This is a genomic window from Alloiococcus sp. CFN-8 (assembly GCF_049943125.1).
Classification (GTDB): domain Bacteria; phylum Bacillota; class Clostridia; order Clostridiales; family Clostridiaceae; genus JAEXZL01.
Genome location: NZ_CP188040.1, coordinates 486,124 through 502,850, shown reverse-complemented (window position 1 = coordinate 502,850; position 16,727 = coordinate 486,124). Strand labels below are relative to the sequence as shown.

The following is a 16,727-nucleotide window of genomic DNA, read 5'->3' as shown; positions in this document are numbered from 1 at the left end:
TAATACAAGGGAGTGTTTAAATAAATGAGGAATACCAAAATAGTATGTACCATAGGACCAGCTAGTGAAAAGGAAGAAGTGTTATCAAAAATAATTGAAGCAGGGATGAATGCTTCAAGACATAATTTTTCCCATGGAGATCATGCTGAGCATGCTGAAAGAATCAATATGGTTAAAAGGCTTGCAGAAAAACATAAAAAGCCAATAGCTATAGTTCTTGACACAAAAGGACCTGAGATAAGAACAGGGAAGTTTGCAGAGGGTAAGGTAGAGCTTAAAACAGGAACAGAATTTACAATATATGCTGGGGAAGAGGTTGTAGGTGATGCTACTCAGTGCAGTGTTACTTATGCAGGTCTTTCTAGAGACGTTAAGGCAGGAGACAGGATTCTTATTGATGATGGTCTTGTAGGCTTGGAAGTACAAAAGACTGAAGGAAATAAAATTCATACTAAGGTTTTAAATACCGGTATGGTAGGTACTCACAAAGGAGTTAATGTTCCTGGAGTAGCTATCAAGCTTCCTGCAATGACTGAAAAAGATGTGGCAGACTTAAAGTTTGGTTGTGAAATTGGTGTTCACATTGTAGCTGCTTCCTTCATAAGAAAAGCTGATGATGTTATAGCTATAAGAGAAGTATTAAGCGCACACGGTGGAGAAAATATCCACATATATTCTAAGATTGAAAATCAAGAAGGTGTGGATAATATTGATGAAATCATAGCTGTATCTGATGGTATCATGGTAGCTAGAGGAGATCTTGGTGTTGAAATTCCTATAGAAAAGGTGCCTTCAGTTCAGAAGATGATAATAGAAAAATGTAATAAATATGGAAAACCAGTTATCACAGCTACTCAAATGCTGGATTCTATGATTAGAAATCCAAGACCAACGAGAGCTGAGGTTTCTGACGTAGCTAATGCTATTATAGATGGAACAGATGCTATAATGCTTAGTGGGGAAAGTGCTAATGGAAGCTGGCCAGTAGAAGCTGTTCAAACCATGGCTTCTATAGCTGAAGAGGCTGAAAAGCACTTAACCTATGAAGCTGCAACCTTAAAGCTTGGTAAGAGAGCTAGAACAATTGGTGGTGCAATTAGCCGTTCCGTTTGTAATGTTGCAATGGAATTAGAGGCGGCAGCAATCATAACCTCCACTCAATCCGGTGCAACAGCAAGACGTGTGTCTAGATATAAGCCTGAGGCTCCAATCATAGCTGTTACTCCATATGAAAATGTAGCTCGTCAGCTTTCTCTAGTTTGGGGAGTATATCCAATAGTAGCTAATAGAATAGAAACTACTGATGAAATGCTTGCTCAAGCATCAGCTATGGCTAAGCAAACTGGCCTAGTTAAGACAGGAGATATAGTTGTTATAGCTGCAGGTGTTCCAGTACTTGAAAAAGGCTCAACTAACATGGTTAAGGTTAGCGTAGTTGAATAATTAGATTTTTAAGCTCTTAGGGTTTATTGCCTTAAGAGCTTATTTAAGTTAATGATTAATTTTGAGTTTAGTATTGTTACTCATGAAATAATAATATTAAAAGTACAGCATGATATTTTTTAGATATTATTTATAATAATTATAACAATATGAGTATAAATGTAATAATATGTAAAAGTATTAATGCAAACCTATAAATATATATAAATGTTCACAAAAAGTTTACACATGGACCCTCTGAAATTATATATAATAAAGTGTATATTCGTCATAGATTTTGGCGAGAATACTAAGATGTGTAATGGCAACTGATTCAAATATTACTTAGCACCTTAATAGGTGCTCTTTTTTTTGTGTATCAAAGGTTGTCCCCCCTTGACTTTTAGCAACTCATAAGGGACAATTAGTTGGAAAATAAAAAGGTTAAGAGAGGGAGATTTTCTCTATGCCTATATTATAAAGGTGATGAATTTGCTTAATAAAAATGAAGATTATATCTTTGAAATAAAAAGTCAAGGCTATGAAGGAGAAGGTATAGCTAAAACTGAAGAAGGCTACACTGTTTTCATCCCAGGTGCACTTACGGGAGAGCAGGTTAAGGCTAAGATAGTAAAGGTTAAAAAAAGCTACAGCTATGGTAAGCTTCTGGAGGTTATAGAAGAAGCACCAAACAGGCAGCTTCCTCCATGCCCAGTCTACAAAGCCTGTGGAGGCTGCAGCCTTCAGCACACCACCTATGAAACACAGCTGAAGCTGAAGCAGGAAAGAGTCATGGATTGTATTAGTAAGATAGGAGGCTTAGACCCATCCCTTGTTCTTCCTACCCTTGGCATGGAGAATCCCTTCCGATATAGAAATAAGGTTCAGCTTCCAGTGGGGATGCAGAAGGGCAAGCTTCAGATAGGCTTTTTTGCTCCAAGAAGCCACAACATAGTTGATACCCCAGCCTGTCTAATCCAGGATGAAGCAGCAGATAAAATAGTAGCTATTATTAGGGAATGGATAATAAGGAATAATATTAAACCATATATAGTAGATGGAGAGTACTCTAAAGCAGGAGAGCTCAGACACATCATGGTTCGCAGAGGCTTTAAGACCGATGAAATCATGGTGGTACTTGTAGCTGCTAAAAGAACTATTCCAGCAACCAATGAGCTGATAGAAGAGCTCACCGCTTCCATGACAGCTATCAAAAGCATAATACTCAATTACAATCCTAAGGCAACAAATGTAATCCTGGGAGAAGAGAATACAGTCCTCTATGGAGAGGATCACATAACCGATTATATAGGAGATTTTAGATTTAAAATTTCTCCATTGTCCTTCTTTCAAGTAAATCCTGTTCAGACTGAAGTGCTATATGGAAAAGCGCTAGAGTATGCTGGACTCACAGGAGAAGAAACAGTTTTTGATGCTTACTGCGGTACAGGAACCATATCCTTATTCCTCTCTCAAAAGGCCAAAAAGGTATATGGAGTTGAAATAGTTCCTCAGGCTATAGAAAACGCCATAGAAAATGCCAAGGACAATAATGTAGACAACGCAGAATTCTTCGTAGGAGAAGCTGAAAAAGTTATTCCACAGCTTATAAGCAAAGGGGTTAAGGCCGATGTAGTAGTGGTTGATCCACCTAGAAAGGGCTGCGGTAAGGAGCTACTAGAAGCCATAGGAGAAATGGCTCCTAGAAGAATAGTATATGTATCCTGCGACCCATCGACTCTCGCTAGAGATTTGGCTATATTAGAGGAACGTGGCTATAAAACACAGAAAGTACAGCCGGTGGATATGTTCCCGCAGACGGCTCATATAGAGTGTGTTGTACTGATGTCAAGAGTAGAATAATAATGTATAAAAAAACTCGAAATATAGGAATCTTTCCTATATGAAATATACTATAATTAAAGAGGTCATTATGGGATTATTTGATTTATTTAAGAAAAAGGATAAACCAGTTCCAACACCACTAGAAAAAAGTGTAAATACAAAAGTACCTAAAGAAGAAAAGAAATACTATCAGCCAGACTCGTATTATACAGATGTTATTGCCGAAGGTACCGATTTTGAGCGAAAGGTTATATCTTTTGAAGATAGAAAGAAAACAGCTATTCCATCAAACAGAGGTCTTTATCCTGCAGAAATTTTATTGTTGGAGTATTGCTCGAAGGGTACTTATCCCGAACCGAAAAATGGATATCCGGGATTCTGGTGGTTTGCATATGGTATTCGTGATGTAGGAGTTGCACTTAAGAGTCTGGAAGATAGAGGGTATATTGCTTTTGCATCTGCTAAAGATTCTGTAAAAGGCTTTACAGTGCCACAATTAAAGGAATTACTTGTAGAAAAAGGTCTATCTACTACTGGAAAGAAAGCAGAACTTGTTGCACGTGTGGCGGAAACTGTCCCAGAAGAAGAGTTGCTTGCAGCAGGTGTTCAAGTAAAATATCTTCTTACTGAAATAGGACAACAGGAACTCTGCGAAAATGCATATGTTCCTTATATGCATAGTGCTCCTAATAAGACAACAGAAGATGAACGATGGGGTATGACTTTTAATGTGTGGAGCATTAATAAATTACTTGGTAGAGGAGATAAGTCCAATTGGAAAGCAGTTGTGGACGAACAAGAACGAAAAATGAATAAGGAAACATCAGATAGAAATGATGTTTTCATGAAGGACCTTAAGAAAATTGACCCTGAAGGATATAATGCTCTAAAGACACAAGACCAGCAGATTGCAGATGTTCAGAAAGCAAGGGATAAATATAGTAAGGACAAAGACTTGGATTCCTATATTGCCTTTTGGGAAATGATATGGGCAAACGGTGGCTTGAGGTTTGAGGGTACTAGATGGCACTTTGAACTGCCAGATTTATATATCAAAGCAAAGCGGTATGATGACGCTCTTGCTTTTGTAACAAAACTTAAAAGAACCAAACCAACATATGCCTATAAGTCTGATACCTATATCAAGAAGATTGAGGAAATAAAGGCGAAACGGGTTGCAAAAAATAAGAAGTAAAGGCAGTAGTGGATATGTTCCCGCAAACGAATGGACGTCCATGAGAACAGCGTTTGGTTCGATTGGAAACGGCCTACTGCTGATGTTAAGTATTCTCTTGGTTTACCTATGTATGAAGTACCTAACGGAGTCAATAAATTGAAACATCTGTGAAAACCAGTGCCACTCATAAGGTGGAAGTAATTAAAGATGAGCTTAAACATTTTGGGGTATCTAAATAATAAGGGAAATATGAAACAGCCTGCAGAGGATATTATCTGCGGGCTTATTTTATAACTACTTTTTAACCGTTGATATATCATAATTGGTATGTTATCTTTGTAATAATATGGAATATAGTTTTAAGTAAGTTATACTAACTCTGAATTTTATACTAAGGAATTAAATCTATATAATTTATAGAAAGGTAAAGTTGCATGATTATCTTCATCTACTAGAAATGTGTAGGAAGATATTAGCATAGGGAAACCTATAGTTGCGCTATAGTTGGTAGAATGCAACTATTAAATTATTTATACTTTAAACATGAAAGGAGGTTAAATTATGAAATTAGGTATGAATATAAAAAAGTTAAGAGAGGCAAAAGGATATTCTCAGGAGATAGTTGCAGAAAAATTAGGGGTTAGCAGACAGGCAGTTTCAAAATGGGAAAATAATATAAGCGAACCTTCTACTGAAAATTTACTGAATCTTTCTGTATTATTTAATGTAGAAATAGACTCTCTGATTAATGGAGAAAAAGATGATTTAGTGGAAACTTTAACGGAAGAAAAAACTGTTAAAATGTATTATCATAATGAAATTCGAACCAAGACAATAAGCTATATTATTTTATTAATTTATTTTCCACTGAATGTTTACTTCTATAATAGTGGGGCTTATGGGGAAGTTTTTATAGAACTAGATTTTTTAGGAAAGATGTTTTTTAAAGATTTATTATATGATATACCGTTTATTATTATAATGGTAGGGCTATTGATAAAATTTATTAAAGATATAAAAAATCCTGACAAAACAATTACTTTAATTACTAAGAAAGATAAAACTATTGGATATTTATGTTTCTTAATAATATCTTTAATTTTAATATTTATTAATTTTAAGGCACCGGAATTTTCATCAATCGCAATGTTTTTGGGTATGTTCGGATTGGTATTTATAGTATTATTTAGGGCTATAAGTGAATTAACAAAAAAGGAACTTGCCATTGATGGATGAAAGATATATATAAATAAGAAGATGAAATTTCTTTGTGGAAGAACGGTTATATTTTCGTAATAAATATATTTAAAGAGTCCTGTAGGGCTCTTTAATTTTTATATAGATAGTTACTAATAGATCATTATATGAAGTAGGCTATTCTATTATTAATGAATTACTTTGTCCAATGGTTAGGGTACTTTTATTACTATACCCCTATTGAATATAATTATAAATATGATATATTTTCTCTTTTGTTTAAGGGAGGTTTGAAATTTGAAGCTCTTGAGAAGAACAAAAATTTATGTCTTGATATCTATGACAGCTATGTTGGTTTAGGAAAGATTAGCGGTATGTAGATATGTAAATAATATGCAGAATTACAAAAACTTATGTTGTAGATGTGTAAAATGTTTTTTATAATTAACTTATAAAAGTATTAAAGCTTAAGCTGTTACATTTATAAATTGCATATGAAGTCTTATGGATGGTAATAGGCAAAGTATAGCTTCATCTCCCCATTTCAGAAGATCTTCTTGGTATGCCATACTCCTATTCTAATTTTGGATACTAAAGAAAAAAGGGTTACTTTCATATAAAATTTGAAGGAGCTAATACATATGACCGATTTATTTCTTAATTATATAGCTGTGAACGTGATATGCGCTATTGCCTTGATTATTTTGGCACATGCGTCCTGGTGTAATGTTTTGTTTACTACCGAAATGAAAAAACAATTTGTCCTTGCTGCTCTGATAGCAATGACGGTGATCGTGGCAGAAATGGGTAGCGTAGTTTTTGAAAACATTAGACTTGTGCGTAGAGCCTCAGTGCTTATTGCTAATACCATTGGTTTTTCTCTTTCGCCCCTTATTGGGATTGTTTTGTCTAAGGCATTTTCTGTGGGGAAAGGGAATATCAGATTACTCCTGACAATTCCAGTGTGGATAAGCTTTGCCCTTGTTATAAGTTCTCCTTGGACCGGTTTGGTTTTCAACGTAAACTCCAATATCAGTTACTTCCGAGGGCCGCTGTTTTGTGTGTATGTGGGTGCATATTTCTGTTCATATGCCATACTGGTCATAGATTCAGTTAAGGCCATGAAGCATTACCAGTGCCATAGAAAAAGTACATTTATCATGTTGCTTGTTTTTACTATACTAGGAACAACTGTCCAGTTGATATTGCCCAATGTGCATGCTTCTTGGTTGTGTGTGACCTTGAGCCTGATCTTGTTTTATGCTTATTTTTGTGTGCTTACGGAGACTCAGGATACTTTAACGGGATTGTTAAACCGCAACGTGTATGACCGGTATACTAAGAACGTGCATCATGGTGATATCTGTGCGGTTATTGTTTTTGATTTGGATAGTTTCAAACAGATTAATGACCTATACGGTCATCAGTGGGGCGATTACTGCCTACGAACGGTAGGATGTCTAATCAAAGATTGTTTTTATAAAATGGGTTTTAGCTACCGTATAGGTGGGGATGAATTTTGTGTGATTTGCCAAAAAACGGGAGAACAGCAGGTAGAGGCTGCACTCAGTCTGTTTCACCGAAAGATAGATAATGTTAGAAGAAATAACAATCTGCAGGGTGAATTTCCAACGGTTTCTACAGGGTATGCCGTATTTCATGGGTCAGCGGAAGAATACGACTTGGCGGTTAAAAAAGCGGATGCACAAATGTACGGCTATAAAAATAATCACAAATGGAATGAGGACGCATTAAAGACCAAAATGCCATTAATGAAATAAGACCATTTAATAGAGTTATTATGGCCATTTTATTTACATAAGGATTAAAGAAATAAAGTTGTTAAATTGACAATGTTGTAAGCATATGTTAAATTAAAAACAAGAATATTCTTAAAAAGGAGGTCTGGCTATGGGTGCATTTCCAAACCCTTTTCCAGGGAACATAGAAAGAAAAATATCTAATGCTGAATTGATGCAGGCTTTGCGTCACGATATTTCAGGGGAGCTTGAAGCGATTTTCCTCTATGATGCTCATTATCGGGCAACTGATGATCCAGTAGCAAAAGCAGTACTTGCAGATATAAGAGATGAGGAAAAGGTTCACGTAGGGGAATTAATCACATTAATGCGTTATCTTGATCCGGAAGAAGCGTCTTTCTTCCTTGAAGGAGAAAAAGAAGTCAATGAAATGCTAGAAAAGCTTGGAATGGCCAATAAAAAAGAAAAGATTGCGCCAGCAGCTGGTCCTACCGTGGGTAGCCTCGTTGAATAGAATTAAAGGGAGGATATATAATGGATTATTTAGCTAAGAATGACGCACCTATTTCTACAGAATTATGGGGAGAAATTGAATCTACCATTATTGAGAGTGCAAAGAAGCACATGGTCTGTCGTCGCTTCTTAAATATCTATGGGCCACTGGGAGCAGGTGCTTCTTATGTTGCAGTGGATTCTGCAGCAAAGGATGAAACTTATGAAAATAATATGGCAAGAGTGACAGGACGCAGACTTGTGGAATTGCCGCAGCTATATCAGGATTTTAGTATTCTCTGGCGTGATATTGCACAAGCAGAAGAAACGGGATATCCTTTAGATCTTTCTGTAGCAGCTACCGCTGCTCAGCGTAGTGCTAAAGCAGAAGATTCGTTGATTCTTTTTGGGGACAAGAAACTTGGTACAGAAGGGCTATTAAATGCTGAAGGCTCTCATAAAATTAAACGCGGGGATTGGACAACTGGTGAAGATGCATATAAAGATGTGGCTCGAGGAATAGCTTATCTTTCAAGCAACAGCATGCTCGGACGTTATGCTTTAATCGTAAGTCCAGATGTGTATATTGATTTACAACGTTTGCAGCCCAATGTTGGCCTTTTAGAGCTTGATCGTATTAAGGCTTTAGTAAACGATAGAGTCTATCCTGCAGGTCCTTTCGGAGCAGGAAAAGCTGTTTTAGTATGTGCTGAGCCTCAATATATGGATCTTGCAATTGGAATGGATCTTTCCGTTGGATATCTAGAACAGAAAGATTTCAATCATTATTTCCGCATTACAGAAACTGTGGCTCTTCGCATTAAAGAACCAAAGGCTATAGTTGTATTTGAAAAAGAATAAGAATTATATTTTAATAACTCTAATGCTCCATTCATAAACTGACCCTATGCTATTCTTAAAGCATAGGGTCAGTTTATTTATGTGCGGCTAGTATAGATGTAATTTTCTTAAGAATCCTTACTTTCATTGCTATTCCGCCGAGTCCGTCTATACTCCTCAGGAGTAGAGCCCGAATATCGCTTGAAGGTCTTTGTAAAATAGTTTGCGTCAGGAATTCCACAGAACTGGGCTATGGTCTGAATCTGAAGAGCAGTGCTTCGAAGGAGATATTCTGCATGTTTGATGCGCCTTATATTTACGTATTCCGTAAGTGTCTGCCCAGTCTCTTTCCTAAAGAGAGCAGAAAGATATCCGGAAGAAATGTTCTGCAATGAAGCCAGAGAATTAAGTGAAAGATCTCCTATCAGATTTGACTCTATGCAGACAAGAGTTTTTCGAATGGGAAGAGAATACTTTATCATGGAGTACTTGTTGACTAGTCTGCAATAATTTGAAATCATTTCTTTCATTAATTTGTATGCAGAAGAAACAGATCCTATAAGTTCGATTTTTCTGGCGAAGGTAGAAGAAACTGCGTCAAGATAAATAGGGTGGATCGAAGCTTGTTCAGCAGATTTTCTCATGAGTGTATTCATTATAATACAGTAATTTTTTGCGTTTCTAATGGGATCTGATACGCGAAGCTTAAGTGCCATTTCACTGAAGGTTGACAACATCATTTCAGCCTTATGAGCCAATCCTAATGTTACTGCATTAAGGATTTCATTTTCATAGGCATATCTTTTTTCCATATTCTCCATGGTAAGGAGTGTTTTATCCATAGGAATATAATCCTCCATTGAAGGAATCGGATTGGGAGATATCTCATCTTCTTTCAGATTCATGATTGTATAACTCTTGCTGCTTCCCCAGAGCACTTCTGCAAAGGCATTGATGATAGAAAAGAGAAAGCTGTCATCTTTTAGAACGGGGATATTTCCATAATAGTTTTCCATTTCACTAAGTTGATTAGGTGGAATTGAAAGTCGCTCCGCTTCATGAAGGAGGTCCTCGTAGGTAAACTGAGCAGATATATAAGGGCCAATAAGAAGGACAGAACCGTTTTCTTCTGGCAGAAGTAGATGTAGATAGTTACAGTGAAAGCTATCAGTTAGCTTGTAGATTTTTTTCTGGTTCCCTGTAAAAGGAGTTATTAAAAATGTGGATTCATATTCTTTTTCCAGACCGAAGAATCTGCGTATACCAAAATCAACCAATGACGATGGATGAGTATTTTCTTTATATTCAAGAATTTGAAGATTCATTTTTTGAAATATATTCTTCATAAACTGAAGTTCCTGTCTATAGCACATAAAGGTCCTCCTTATACTAAGCAAAAGGCGATTTGAAAGTTAGATTGATCTTATCTTACATTATACTAATAATGGTAATCAAGAGATTATATTGAAATAATACTAAAAAAGCTCAAAATTATTCTAACAGTAATCGTTTTCTATTGCTAAAATTAAGAAAGAAGTGTAGATATTCCCGTTGTATGCTCTGCTATACTTACTAAAAAATGGGGGGATTTATTATGAAAAAAGAAGTTCAGTTGGACGAAAGGGGACACCGCAAGTTTGGTATACGAGATAGTCTAGCCTATGCTGCAGGAGATTTCGGATGCAATATGAGTTTTGCGTTAAAAGGCACTATGGCTCTATTTTGGACACAGTTCATGCAGATGGATTCTATTTTGTACGCATCGCTACTGATTGTCGTGCAGATCTGGGATGCAATCAATGATCCAATGATCGGTTCGATAATTGATGCAGATCAGAGAAAGTATAAGCGCAATAAATTCATATCTTATATCTTTACTGGATCAATCGGACTCATAGTGGGGGGAGCACTAGTCTTTATTCCATGGGCAGGTGCACCCAAAGTAGCTAAGGTTATTATTTTTATTTTCGGATATGTTATATGGGATGCATTCTATACTATAGCCAATGTTCCATACGGCTCATTACTTTCTCTTATTTCCAAGGAGCCAGCTGACCGTGCCTCATTATCAGCATGGAGGTCTGTAGGTTCTATGATAGGTAATATGCTACCAATGGTAATTTTACCTTTCCTTATTTATGATGCCAATAACAATATCATCGGAGAGAGGGTTTTCCTTGTTGCGCTACTCATGGGTGTGCTGGGATTTATCGCATTCCAGTTCATGATCAGAAATACGGAAGTTCGTGTAGATGAAGCAATAAAGATCAACGAAGAAAAAGTGAAGTTCAATGTGTTCAATGCATTGAGGAACTTCCTTCACAACAGACCTGCAGTAGGTGCTACTGTTGCTGCCATGGGAATGTTTTTGGGAATGCAGGGAGCTACAACGGCTACCCAGGTTTTGTTTCAGTCCTATTTTGAAAATGCAAAGATATTAGGCGTTGTTCAGCTCTTTGCGATGCTGCCTATAATTTTCTTTACACCTCTTGCCCGTAAAATGGTTGTAAAGTACGGGAAAAAGGAACTGTCTGTTGTGGGGTCTCTTATCAGTATAGTGGCTTCCGCTGGATTACTTCTTCTACCTATAACAGCAGACGGAAGAGGAGTTATAATCTATGTGCTCTGTATGCTGCTATTCAGTCTTGGACTTGGTGTTTACTCCACTGTATCTTGGGCGCTTATGGGAGATGCCATAGATTATAATCAGTGGAAGAATGGTGTTCGAGAAGAAGGTGTCACCTATTCCCTTCATTCCTTTTTCCGTAAACTGGCACAGGGCTTAGGGCCAGCGCTGGCACTGGTGATCATGGTGGGACTAGGCTATGTAGAAGCCAATCAAGGAAATCAGACCTTTGATGTAGCGGTAAGAATGAGATATCTTGTAGCTGCACTTTATCTACTCAGTGGAATTCTTCAGTTTGTCGGTCTGGGACTTATCTATAATCTGGATAAGAAAAGACTGGCCAAGATGAATGAAGAGCTGGAAGAAAGAAGTATGCAGTCTGTGTAAGATAATAATAAGTAGAAAGAGTAAAAAGAAGCAGGGAAGTGATAAGAATCAGAAGGAGCTCTTACATTTCCCTGTACTATGAAAACAATGGAGGAATAATTTTGAGAGAAATATATAATTTAAATAGGAAGTGGGCCTTTACAAAACAGACAGACACAGTACCTAGCGAGCTGCCGATGAACTGGAACTGGGTCAATCTGCCCCATACTTGGAATGCGATTGATGGACAAGATGGCGGGAACGATTATTATCGTGGTACCTGCTACTATGCAAAGGCATTGGATAAAATGGACCTGCCTGTGGCTGATTGCTACTATCTTGAGATTCAGGGAGCCAACTCCTCTGCTGATGTCTATGTCAATGGAGAACAACTGGCACATCATGATGGAGGGTATTCTACATGGCGGGTGGATATCACAGAGGCTCTTCAGAGAGAAAATCTCATGGTCATTTCTGTGGATAATTCAGCCAATGACAGAGTATATCCACAGATGGCGGACTTTACTTTTTATGGGGGACTGTATCGTGATGTGAATATTATCTGTGTCAATGAATCTCATTTTGAACTGAATTATTTTGGAAGTCCAGGACTTAAAATCACACCTGAAGTGATAAGTAATGATGCAAGGGTGGAAATAGAGGCTTGGGTTAGCAGCTTCAAGGATGGACAGAAGCTTGTATATTACATTTTCGATGAAACTGGAAAGTTAATCAGAAAGACAGAAACCAGAGAGATGAAGACAGTACTTCAGATTGATGATGTACATCTTTGGCATGGTAGAAAAGATCCTTATCTATATACAGCTAAAATTGAACTCCTTGATGGAGAAGAAGTTCTCGATGATATAAGTGCTCGTTTCGGGTGTCGTACTTATCAGATTGATCCGGAAAGAGGATTTATCCTCAATGGAGAAGAATATCCTCTTCGCGGGGTTTCCAGACATCAGGACCGTTTAGGATTGGGGAATGCACTGCTCCCAGAGCACCATGAAGAGGATATGAACCTTATATATGAGGTAGGAGCTACAACGATAAGACTTGCCCATTATCAGCATGATCAGTACTTCTATGATCTCTGTGATGAAAAGGGCATGATTGTATGGGCGGAAATACCATATATTTCCCAGCATATGCCTACGGGAAGAGAAAATACCATATCTCAGATGAAAGAACTGATTGTTCAGAACTACAATCATCCTTCCATAGTGGTATGGGGGCTCTCCAATGAGGTAAGCATGAAAGGGGATAGGGATCCAGATCTTATTGAGAATCATCATATTCTCAATGATCTCTGCCATATACTGGATAAGACTCGTCCTACTGTCATGGCGGTGGTTTCCCCTTGCCCAATTGACAGTCCATATGTGAAAATTCCCGATGTTGTATCCTATAACCATTACTTTGGATGGTATGGTGGGGATGTATCTATGAATGGACCATGGTTTGATCGATTCCATGAGAAGTACCCTGATACAGCCATTGGGTGTTCTGAATATGGATGTGAAGCACTGAACTGGCATACTTCAAATCCCACTCAGGGAGATTATACAGAAGAATATCAGGCATATTATCATGAGGAACTGATACGTCAGCTTTTCAGTCGAAAATACATCTGGGCTACACATGTATGGAATATGTTTGATTTCGGGGCAGATGCCAGGAGTGAGGGAGGAGAAAACGGACAGAATCATAAAGGGCTGGTTACCTTCGATAGAAAATATAAGAAGGACTCCTTCTATGCCTATAAAGCATGGCTCTCAGACGAACCATTTGTTCATCTCTGTGGAAAGAGATATATCAATCGTGAGGAAGAGGTGACTAAGGTTACCGTATATTCTAATCAGGCTGAAGTGGAACTCTTTGCCAACGGAGTTTCATTGGGGAAAAAGAAAGGAGAGCATTTCTTCTACTTCTCTGTTCCTAACAATGGGGAAACTGTGCTTACTGCTGTTTCTGGGGAGCTGAAGGATGAAAGCATAATAAGAAAAGTAGACGCCTTTGATGAAAGCTATCGCTTAAAAGAAAAAAATGCTATTCTAAATTGGTTTGATATCACTGCTCCAGAAGGATATTACTCACTGAATGACAGGATTAGTGATATTCTTAACACACCGGAAGGGAAAGTACTCACCATAAAGCTGTTAGATGCTATAATTCCCAAGGGCGGGAAAGACTCAATGGCTGGATTTGAAATGAATGAAGCAATGATGAGCATGTTAGGTGGTTTTACTATTCTAAGATTAAGTGGAATGATTGGTACCATGGGTGTTAATCTCACCAAGGAAGACCTCCTGAAGCTGAACAGTGAGCTTAATAAAATCAAAAAAAGCTGATATTGAAATATAGAAGATAAGCAAGGCATCCTACATTAATTGTTGTAGGATGCTTTGCTTTTTGTGCGCCAGTCAAGGGTGTAATCTAATGATAACATAAAGCTGTATCCTATATTTTCTTGCTAGGGTTTTCTTGATTATGATGATGCTTGGTGGTATTATATTTTTTGGTCTTAAAGAAAGAAGGGAAAGAATGAATATATATTTTATTAATTTGTCCATAGCAATTATTGTAGGACTTATGATGTCACGTTTAGCGAAAAAATTGAATTTACCTGCTGTTACGGCTTATTTGATGGCTGGTTTATTACTTGGTCCATTTTGTATTGGGGCACTGGGGATTGAAGGGCTAGGTTTTAATACATTATCACAGGTGGAACATGTTAGTTTTATTTCGCAAGGAGCTATGGGATTTATTGCATTTGCAATTGGTAATGAATTTCGTTTGTCACAACTAAAAACTATGGGTCGTAAAGCGATTACTATAGGTATTTTACAGGCTGTTGCAACTACAGCTGTTGTTGATATTGCATTAATTGGGCTTCACTTTTTAATGCCAGATTTAATCTCAATTCCTGCAGCAATTACTTTGGGAGCTATTGCTTCTGCCACAGCACCGGCAGCAACCCTTATGGTGGTTCGCCAGTATAAAGCAGACGGGCCATTAACAAAGTTATTAATGCTTGTTGTAGCAATTGATGATGCTGTAGGTTTAGTTTTATTTGCTGTTTCCTTTGGAATTGCAAATGCCATTGAAGCAGGAAGTATCAGTGTAAGTGGGATGGTAGTTGAACCAATATTGGAGATTGTTCTGTCTTTAGCCCTTGGAGCTCTTATTGGAACAATGCTTCACTTATTAGAAAGATTTTTCCATTCTCGCAGTAAGCGCATGTCTTTATCAGTAGCAGTGGTGTTATTAGCAGTTGGATTATCAAATTTGCAATTTGAGCTTGCAGGTGTCCATTGTGGATTTTCTTTACTACTGGTATGTATGATGACAGGAACTGTTTTCTGTAATACCTGTGAAACCTCAGAAGAGCTGATGTCTCGTGTAGATGGTTGGACAGGTCCCCTTATTATTTTGTTCTTTATATTATCTGGTGCAGAGTTAGATCTAAAGATTTTAAGTAATCCAATGATTGTATTAGTTGGTGTAGTTTATATTTTATTCCGCTCCTTAGGTAAATATTATGGTTCATATGGTAGTTGTTTATTGACAAAATGTAATGAAAAAATCACAAAAAATCTAGGAATTACATTGCTTCCACAAGCAGGTGTAGCTTTAGGTATGTCTTTAACAGCTTCAGCCTTATCCGATGGTGCGATTATTAGGAATGTTATTTTATTTAGTGTATTGATTTATGAGTTAATTGGTCCAGCACTAACAAAGCGCTCCTTAATGCTTTCTGGTGAAATTAAACCGGTAGGTAAGACAAATGCTAGAAGTGTAAATAAGCAAAAGAATCAACTGGCATTAGATTAAATTAAACCCTTTTATTTTTGATTCATATTCACCAGCAGAAATTAGACTTACTATAAATAAAATTTTTAAAAATTTCCTCTTGTATGTTCATGGTTTTTATCATATAAGAGGATATTATTTTATAAAGGATAGTAAAAAATTCAAATGAGAAATATAATATTATTATATATGTAATATTACTCGGTTTAATAAAATAGAGAAAGAAATGAGGTATAATTATGTATCAAATTAAAAACTTCCAGGATAATGATGATGTTAAGACCTTGGATAGCTTAGGACCTTTTTCTATTATTGAATATCAAAGAGATCTAAGTGTATCCCCTAGCTCTGCAATGATTGCATATTACAGCAGCCATATGAATGTACGTAAACGTCAGGTTATATGCGATCTTAGCAAAGGGAATGTTACTGTTCAGGCAGGTGCCATGCAGTGGATGGTGGGAAATGTAAATGCAACTACGGGAATTAAGGGTGTAGGTGATCTTTTTGGAAAGGCTATTCGTGGAAAGGTTACCGGAGAATCTGCTATTAAGCCAGAATATACTGGTGATGGGACTCTTGTTTTAGAGCCTACATATAAACATGTAATCCTAATGGATGCTGCTGATTGGAATGGCTCTGTTGTTTTAGATGATGGATTATTTCTTGCCTGTGATGCGAAACTAAAGCACAAGGCTGTTATGCGCTCGAATTTTTCCTCAGCTGTTGCTGGTGGAGAAGGCTTATTTAATCTTAGTTTAAATGGTAGTGGAGTATTTTGCATTGAGTCCAATGTTCCTAAAGAGGAATTGGTGGAAATAACACTTCAAAATGATGTTCTTAAAGTGGATGGAAACTTTGCTATCGCTTGGAGTAATAGCTTAGAATTTACTGTAGAACGTTCAGGTAAATCACTTGTTGGTTCAGCTGCCTCTGGTGAAGGCTTAGTTAATGTTTATCGTGGCACTGGTAGGGTGCTATTAGCTCCAATTGCAAAAATGCCTATAGTTTAGCTACAATCACATTAAAAGTTTTAGATGCTTCTGTAAAAAGAGGCGTCTTTTTTTAGTTATAATACTTGGTATTTAATGTGTATCACGTAGGACAATGGTCCTTAAGTCCTTCTGGGCTCTCTGTATGTATTTTAACTGGCAAGCTGGCAGCGGATGCAATACACAAAAAACTT

At 37.1% G+C, this 16,727-nt stretch carries 12 protein-coding genes; 11 read left to right on the top strand and 1 reads right to left on the bottom strand.

Annotated features, from left to right (window positions below; all coding sequences use genetic code 11):
• The first annotated feature begins 24 nt into the window (after positions 1 to 24).
• The 7 genes from pyk (at position 25) to ACPWSR_RS02290 (ending at position 8,754) form a co-directional block, all read left to right on the top strand.
• Positions 25 to 1,443 carry a pyruvate kinase gene (pyk, locus tag ACPWSR_RS02320; RefSeq protein ID WP_426350087.1) on the top strand — a complete coding sequence of 473 codons (1,419 nt, stop codon included), beginning with the start codon at positions 25 to 27 and terminating at the stop codon, positions 1,441 to 1,443.
• Positions 1,444 to 1,908: 465 nt separating this feature from the next.
• Positions 1,909 to 3,285, top strand: coding sequence for a 23S rRNA (uracil(1939)-C(5))-methyltransferase RlmD (rlmD, locus tag ACPWSR_RS02315; RefSeq protein WP_426351343.1), 1,377 nt, complete (start codon positions 1,909 to 1,911; stop codon positions 3,283 to 3,285).
• Positions 3,286 to 3,355: 70 nt separating this feature from the next.
• Positions 3,356 to 4,462 (top strand): SAP domain-containing protein, encoded by a 1,107-nt coding sequence (locus ACPWSR_RS02310; protein WP_426350086.1) that lies wholly within the window; start codon positions 3,356 to 3,358, stop codon positions 4,460 to 4,462.
• A 543-nt stretch (positions 4,463 to 5,005) separates the two neighbouring features.
• Positions 5,006 to 5,680 (top strand): helix-turn-helix domain-containing protein, encoded by a 675-nt coding sequence (locus ACPWSR_RS02305; protein ID WP_426350085.1) that lies wholly within the window; start codon positions 5,006 to 5,008, stop codon positions 5,678 to 5,680.
• Between the two features lie 602 nt (positions 5,681 to 6,282).
• Positions 6,283 to 7,422, top strand: a complete 1,140-nt coding sequence (locus tag ACPWSR_RS02300; RefSeq protein ID WP_426350084.1) for a GGDEF domain-containing protein — start codon at positions 6,283 to 6,285, stop codon at positions 7,420 to 7,422.
• A gap of 130 nt (positions 7,423 to 7,552) precedes the next feature.
• A complete protein-coding gene (locus tag ACPWSR_RS02295) occupies positions 7,553 to 7,915 on the top strand; it encodes a hypothetical protein (protein WP_426350083.1) in 363 nt (120 codons plus the stop codon).
• A 20-nt stretch (positions 7,916 to 7,935) separates the two neighbouring features.
• Positions 7,936 to 8,754: a family 1 encapsulin nanocompartment shell protein gene (locus ACPWSR_RS02290; RefSeq protein ID WP_426350082.1), complete on the top strand. Its 819-nt coding sequence runs from the start codon at positions 7,936 to 7,938 to the stop codon at positions 8,752 to 8,754.
• A gap of 107 nt (positions 8,755 to 8,861) precedes the next feature.
• Here ACPWSR_RS02290 and ACPWSR_RS02285 read toward each other — a convergent pair whose 3' ends face one another.
• Positions 8,862 to 10,106: a helix-turn-helix domain-containing protein gene (locus ACPWSR_RS02285; protein ID WP_426350081.1), complete on the bottom strand. Its 1,245-nt coding sequence runs from the start codon at positions 10,104 to 10,106 to the stop codon at positions 8,862 to 8,864.
• A 206-nt stretch (positions 10,107 to 10,312) separates the two neighbouring features.
• Between ACPWSR_RS02285 and ACPWSR_RS02280 the strand changes: the two genes are divergently transcribed.
• From ACPWSR_RS02280 to ACPWSR_RS02265, 4 genes are all read left to right on the top strand, one after another.
• Positions 10,313 to 11,746 (top strand): MFS transporter, encoded by a 1,434-nt coding sequence (locus tag ACPWSR_RS02280; protein ID WP_426350080.1) that lies wholly within the window; start codon positions 10,313 to 10,315, stop codon positions 11,744 to 11,746.
• Between the two features lie 101 nt (positions 11,747 to 11,847).
• On the top strand, positions 11,848 to 14,079 hold the full coding sequence (locus tag ACPWSR_RS02275) for a glycoside hydrolase family 2 protein (RefSeq protein WP_426350079.1): 2,232 nt from the start codon (positions 11,848 to 11,850) through the stop codon (positions 14,077 to 14,079).
• 139 nt (positions 14,080 to 14,218) lie between these two features.
• Positions 14,219 to 15,562: a cation:proton antiporter gene (locus ACPWSR_RS02270; RefSeq protein WP_426350078.1), complete on the top strand. Its 1,344-nt coding sequence runs from the start codon at positions 14,219 to 14,221 to the stop codon at positions 15,560 to 15,562.
• Positions 15,563 to 15,780: 218 nt separating this feature from the next.
• Positions 15,781 to 16,554, top strand: a complete 774-nt coding sequence (locus ACPWSR_RS02265; protein WP_426350077.1) for an AIM24 family protein — start codon at positions 15,781 to 15,783, stop codon at positions 16,552 to 16,554.
• Positions 16,555 to 16,727: the final 173 nt, after the last annotated feature.

Excerpts from the sequence above, each read along its gene's own strand:
- pyk (WP_426350087.1), top strand. The coding sequence starts at position 25 with ATGAGGAATACCAAAATAGTATGTACCATAGGACCAGCTAGTGAAAAG.
- rlmD (WP_426351343.1), top strand. The coding sequence starts at position 1,909 with ATGAATTTGCTTAATAAAAATGAAGATTATATCTTTGAAATAAAAAGT.
- ACPWSR_RS02310 (WP_426350086.1), top strand. The coding sequence starts at position 3,356 with ATGGGATTATTTGATTTATTTAAGAAAAAGGATAAACCAGTTCCAACA.
- ACPWSR_RS02305 (WP_426350085.1), top strand. The coding sequence starts at position 5,006 with ATGAAATTAGGTATGAATATAAAAAAGTTAAGAGAGGCAAAAGGATAT.
- ACPWSR_RS02300 (WP_426350084.1), top strand. The coding sequence starts at position 6,283 with ATGACCGATTTATTTCTTAATTATATAGCTGTGAACGTGATATGCGCT.
- ACPWSR_RS02295 (WP_426350083.1), top strand. The coding sequence starts at position 7,553 with ATGGGTGCATTTCCAAACCCTTTTCCAGGGAACATAGAAAGAAAAATA.
- ACPWSR_RS02290 (WP_426350082.1), top strand. The coding sequence starts at position 7,936 with ATGGATTATTTAGCTAAGAATGACGCACCTATTTCTACAGAATTATGG.
- ACPWSR_RS02285 (WP_426350081.1), bottom strand. The coding sequence starts at position 10,106 with ATGTGCTATAGACAGGAACTTCAGTTTATGAAGAATATATTTCAAAAA.
- ACPWSR_RS02280 (WP_426350080.1), top strand. The coding sequence starts at position 10,313 with ATGGGGGGATTTATTATGAAAAAAGAAGTTCAGTTGGACGAAAGGGGA.
- ACPWSR_RS02270 (WP_426350078.1), top strand. The coding sequence starts at position 14,219 with ATGATGATGCTTGGTGGTATTATATTTTTTGGTCTTAAAGAAAGAAGG.
- ACPWSR_RS02265 (WP_426350077.1), top strand. The coding sequence starts at position 15,781 with ATGTATCAAATTAAAAACTTCCAGGATAATGATGATGTTAAGACCTTG.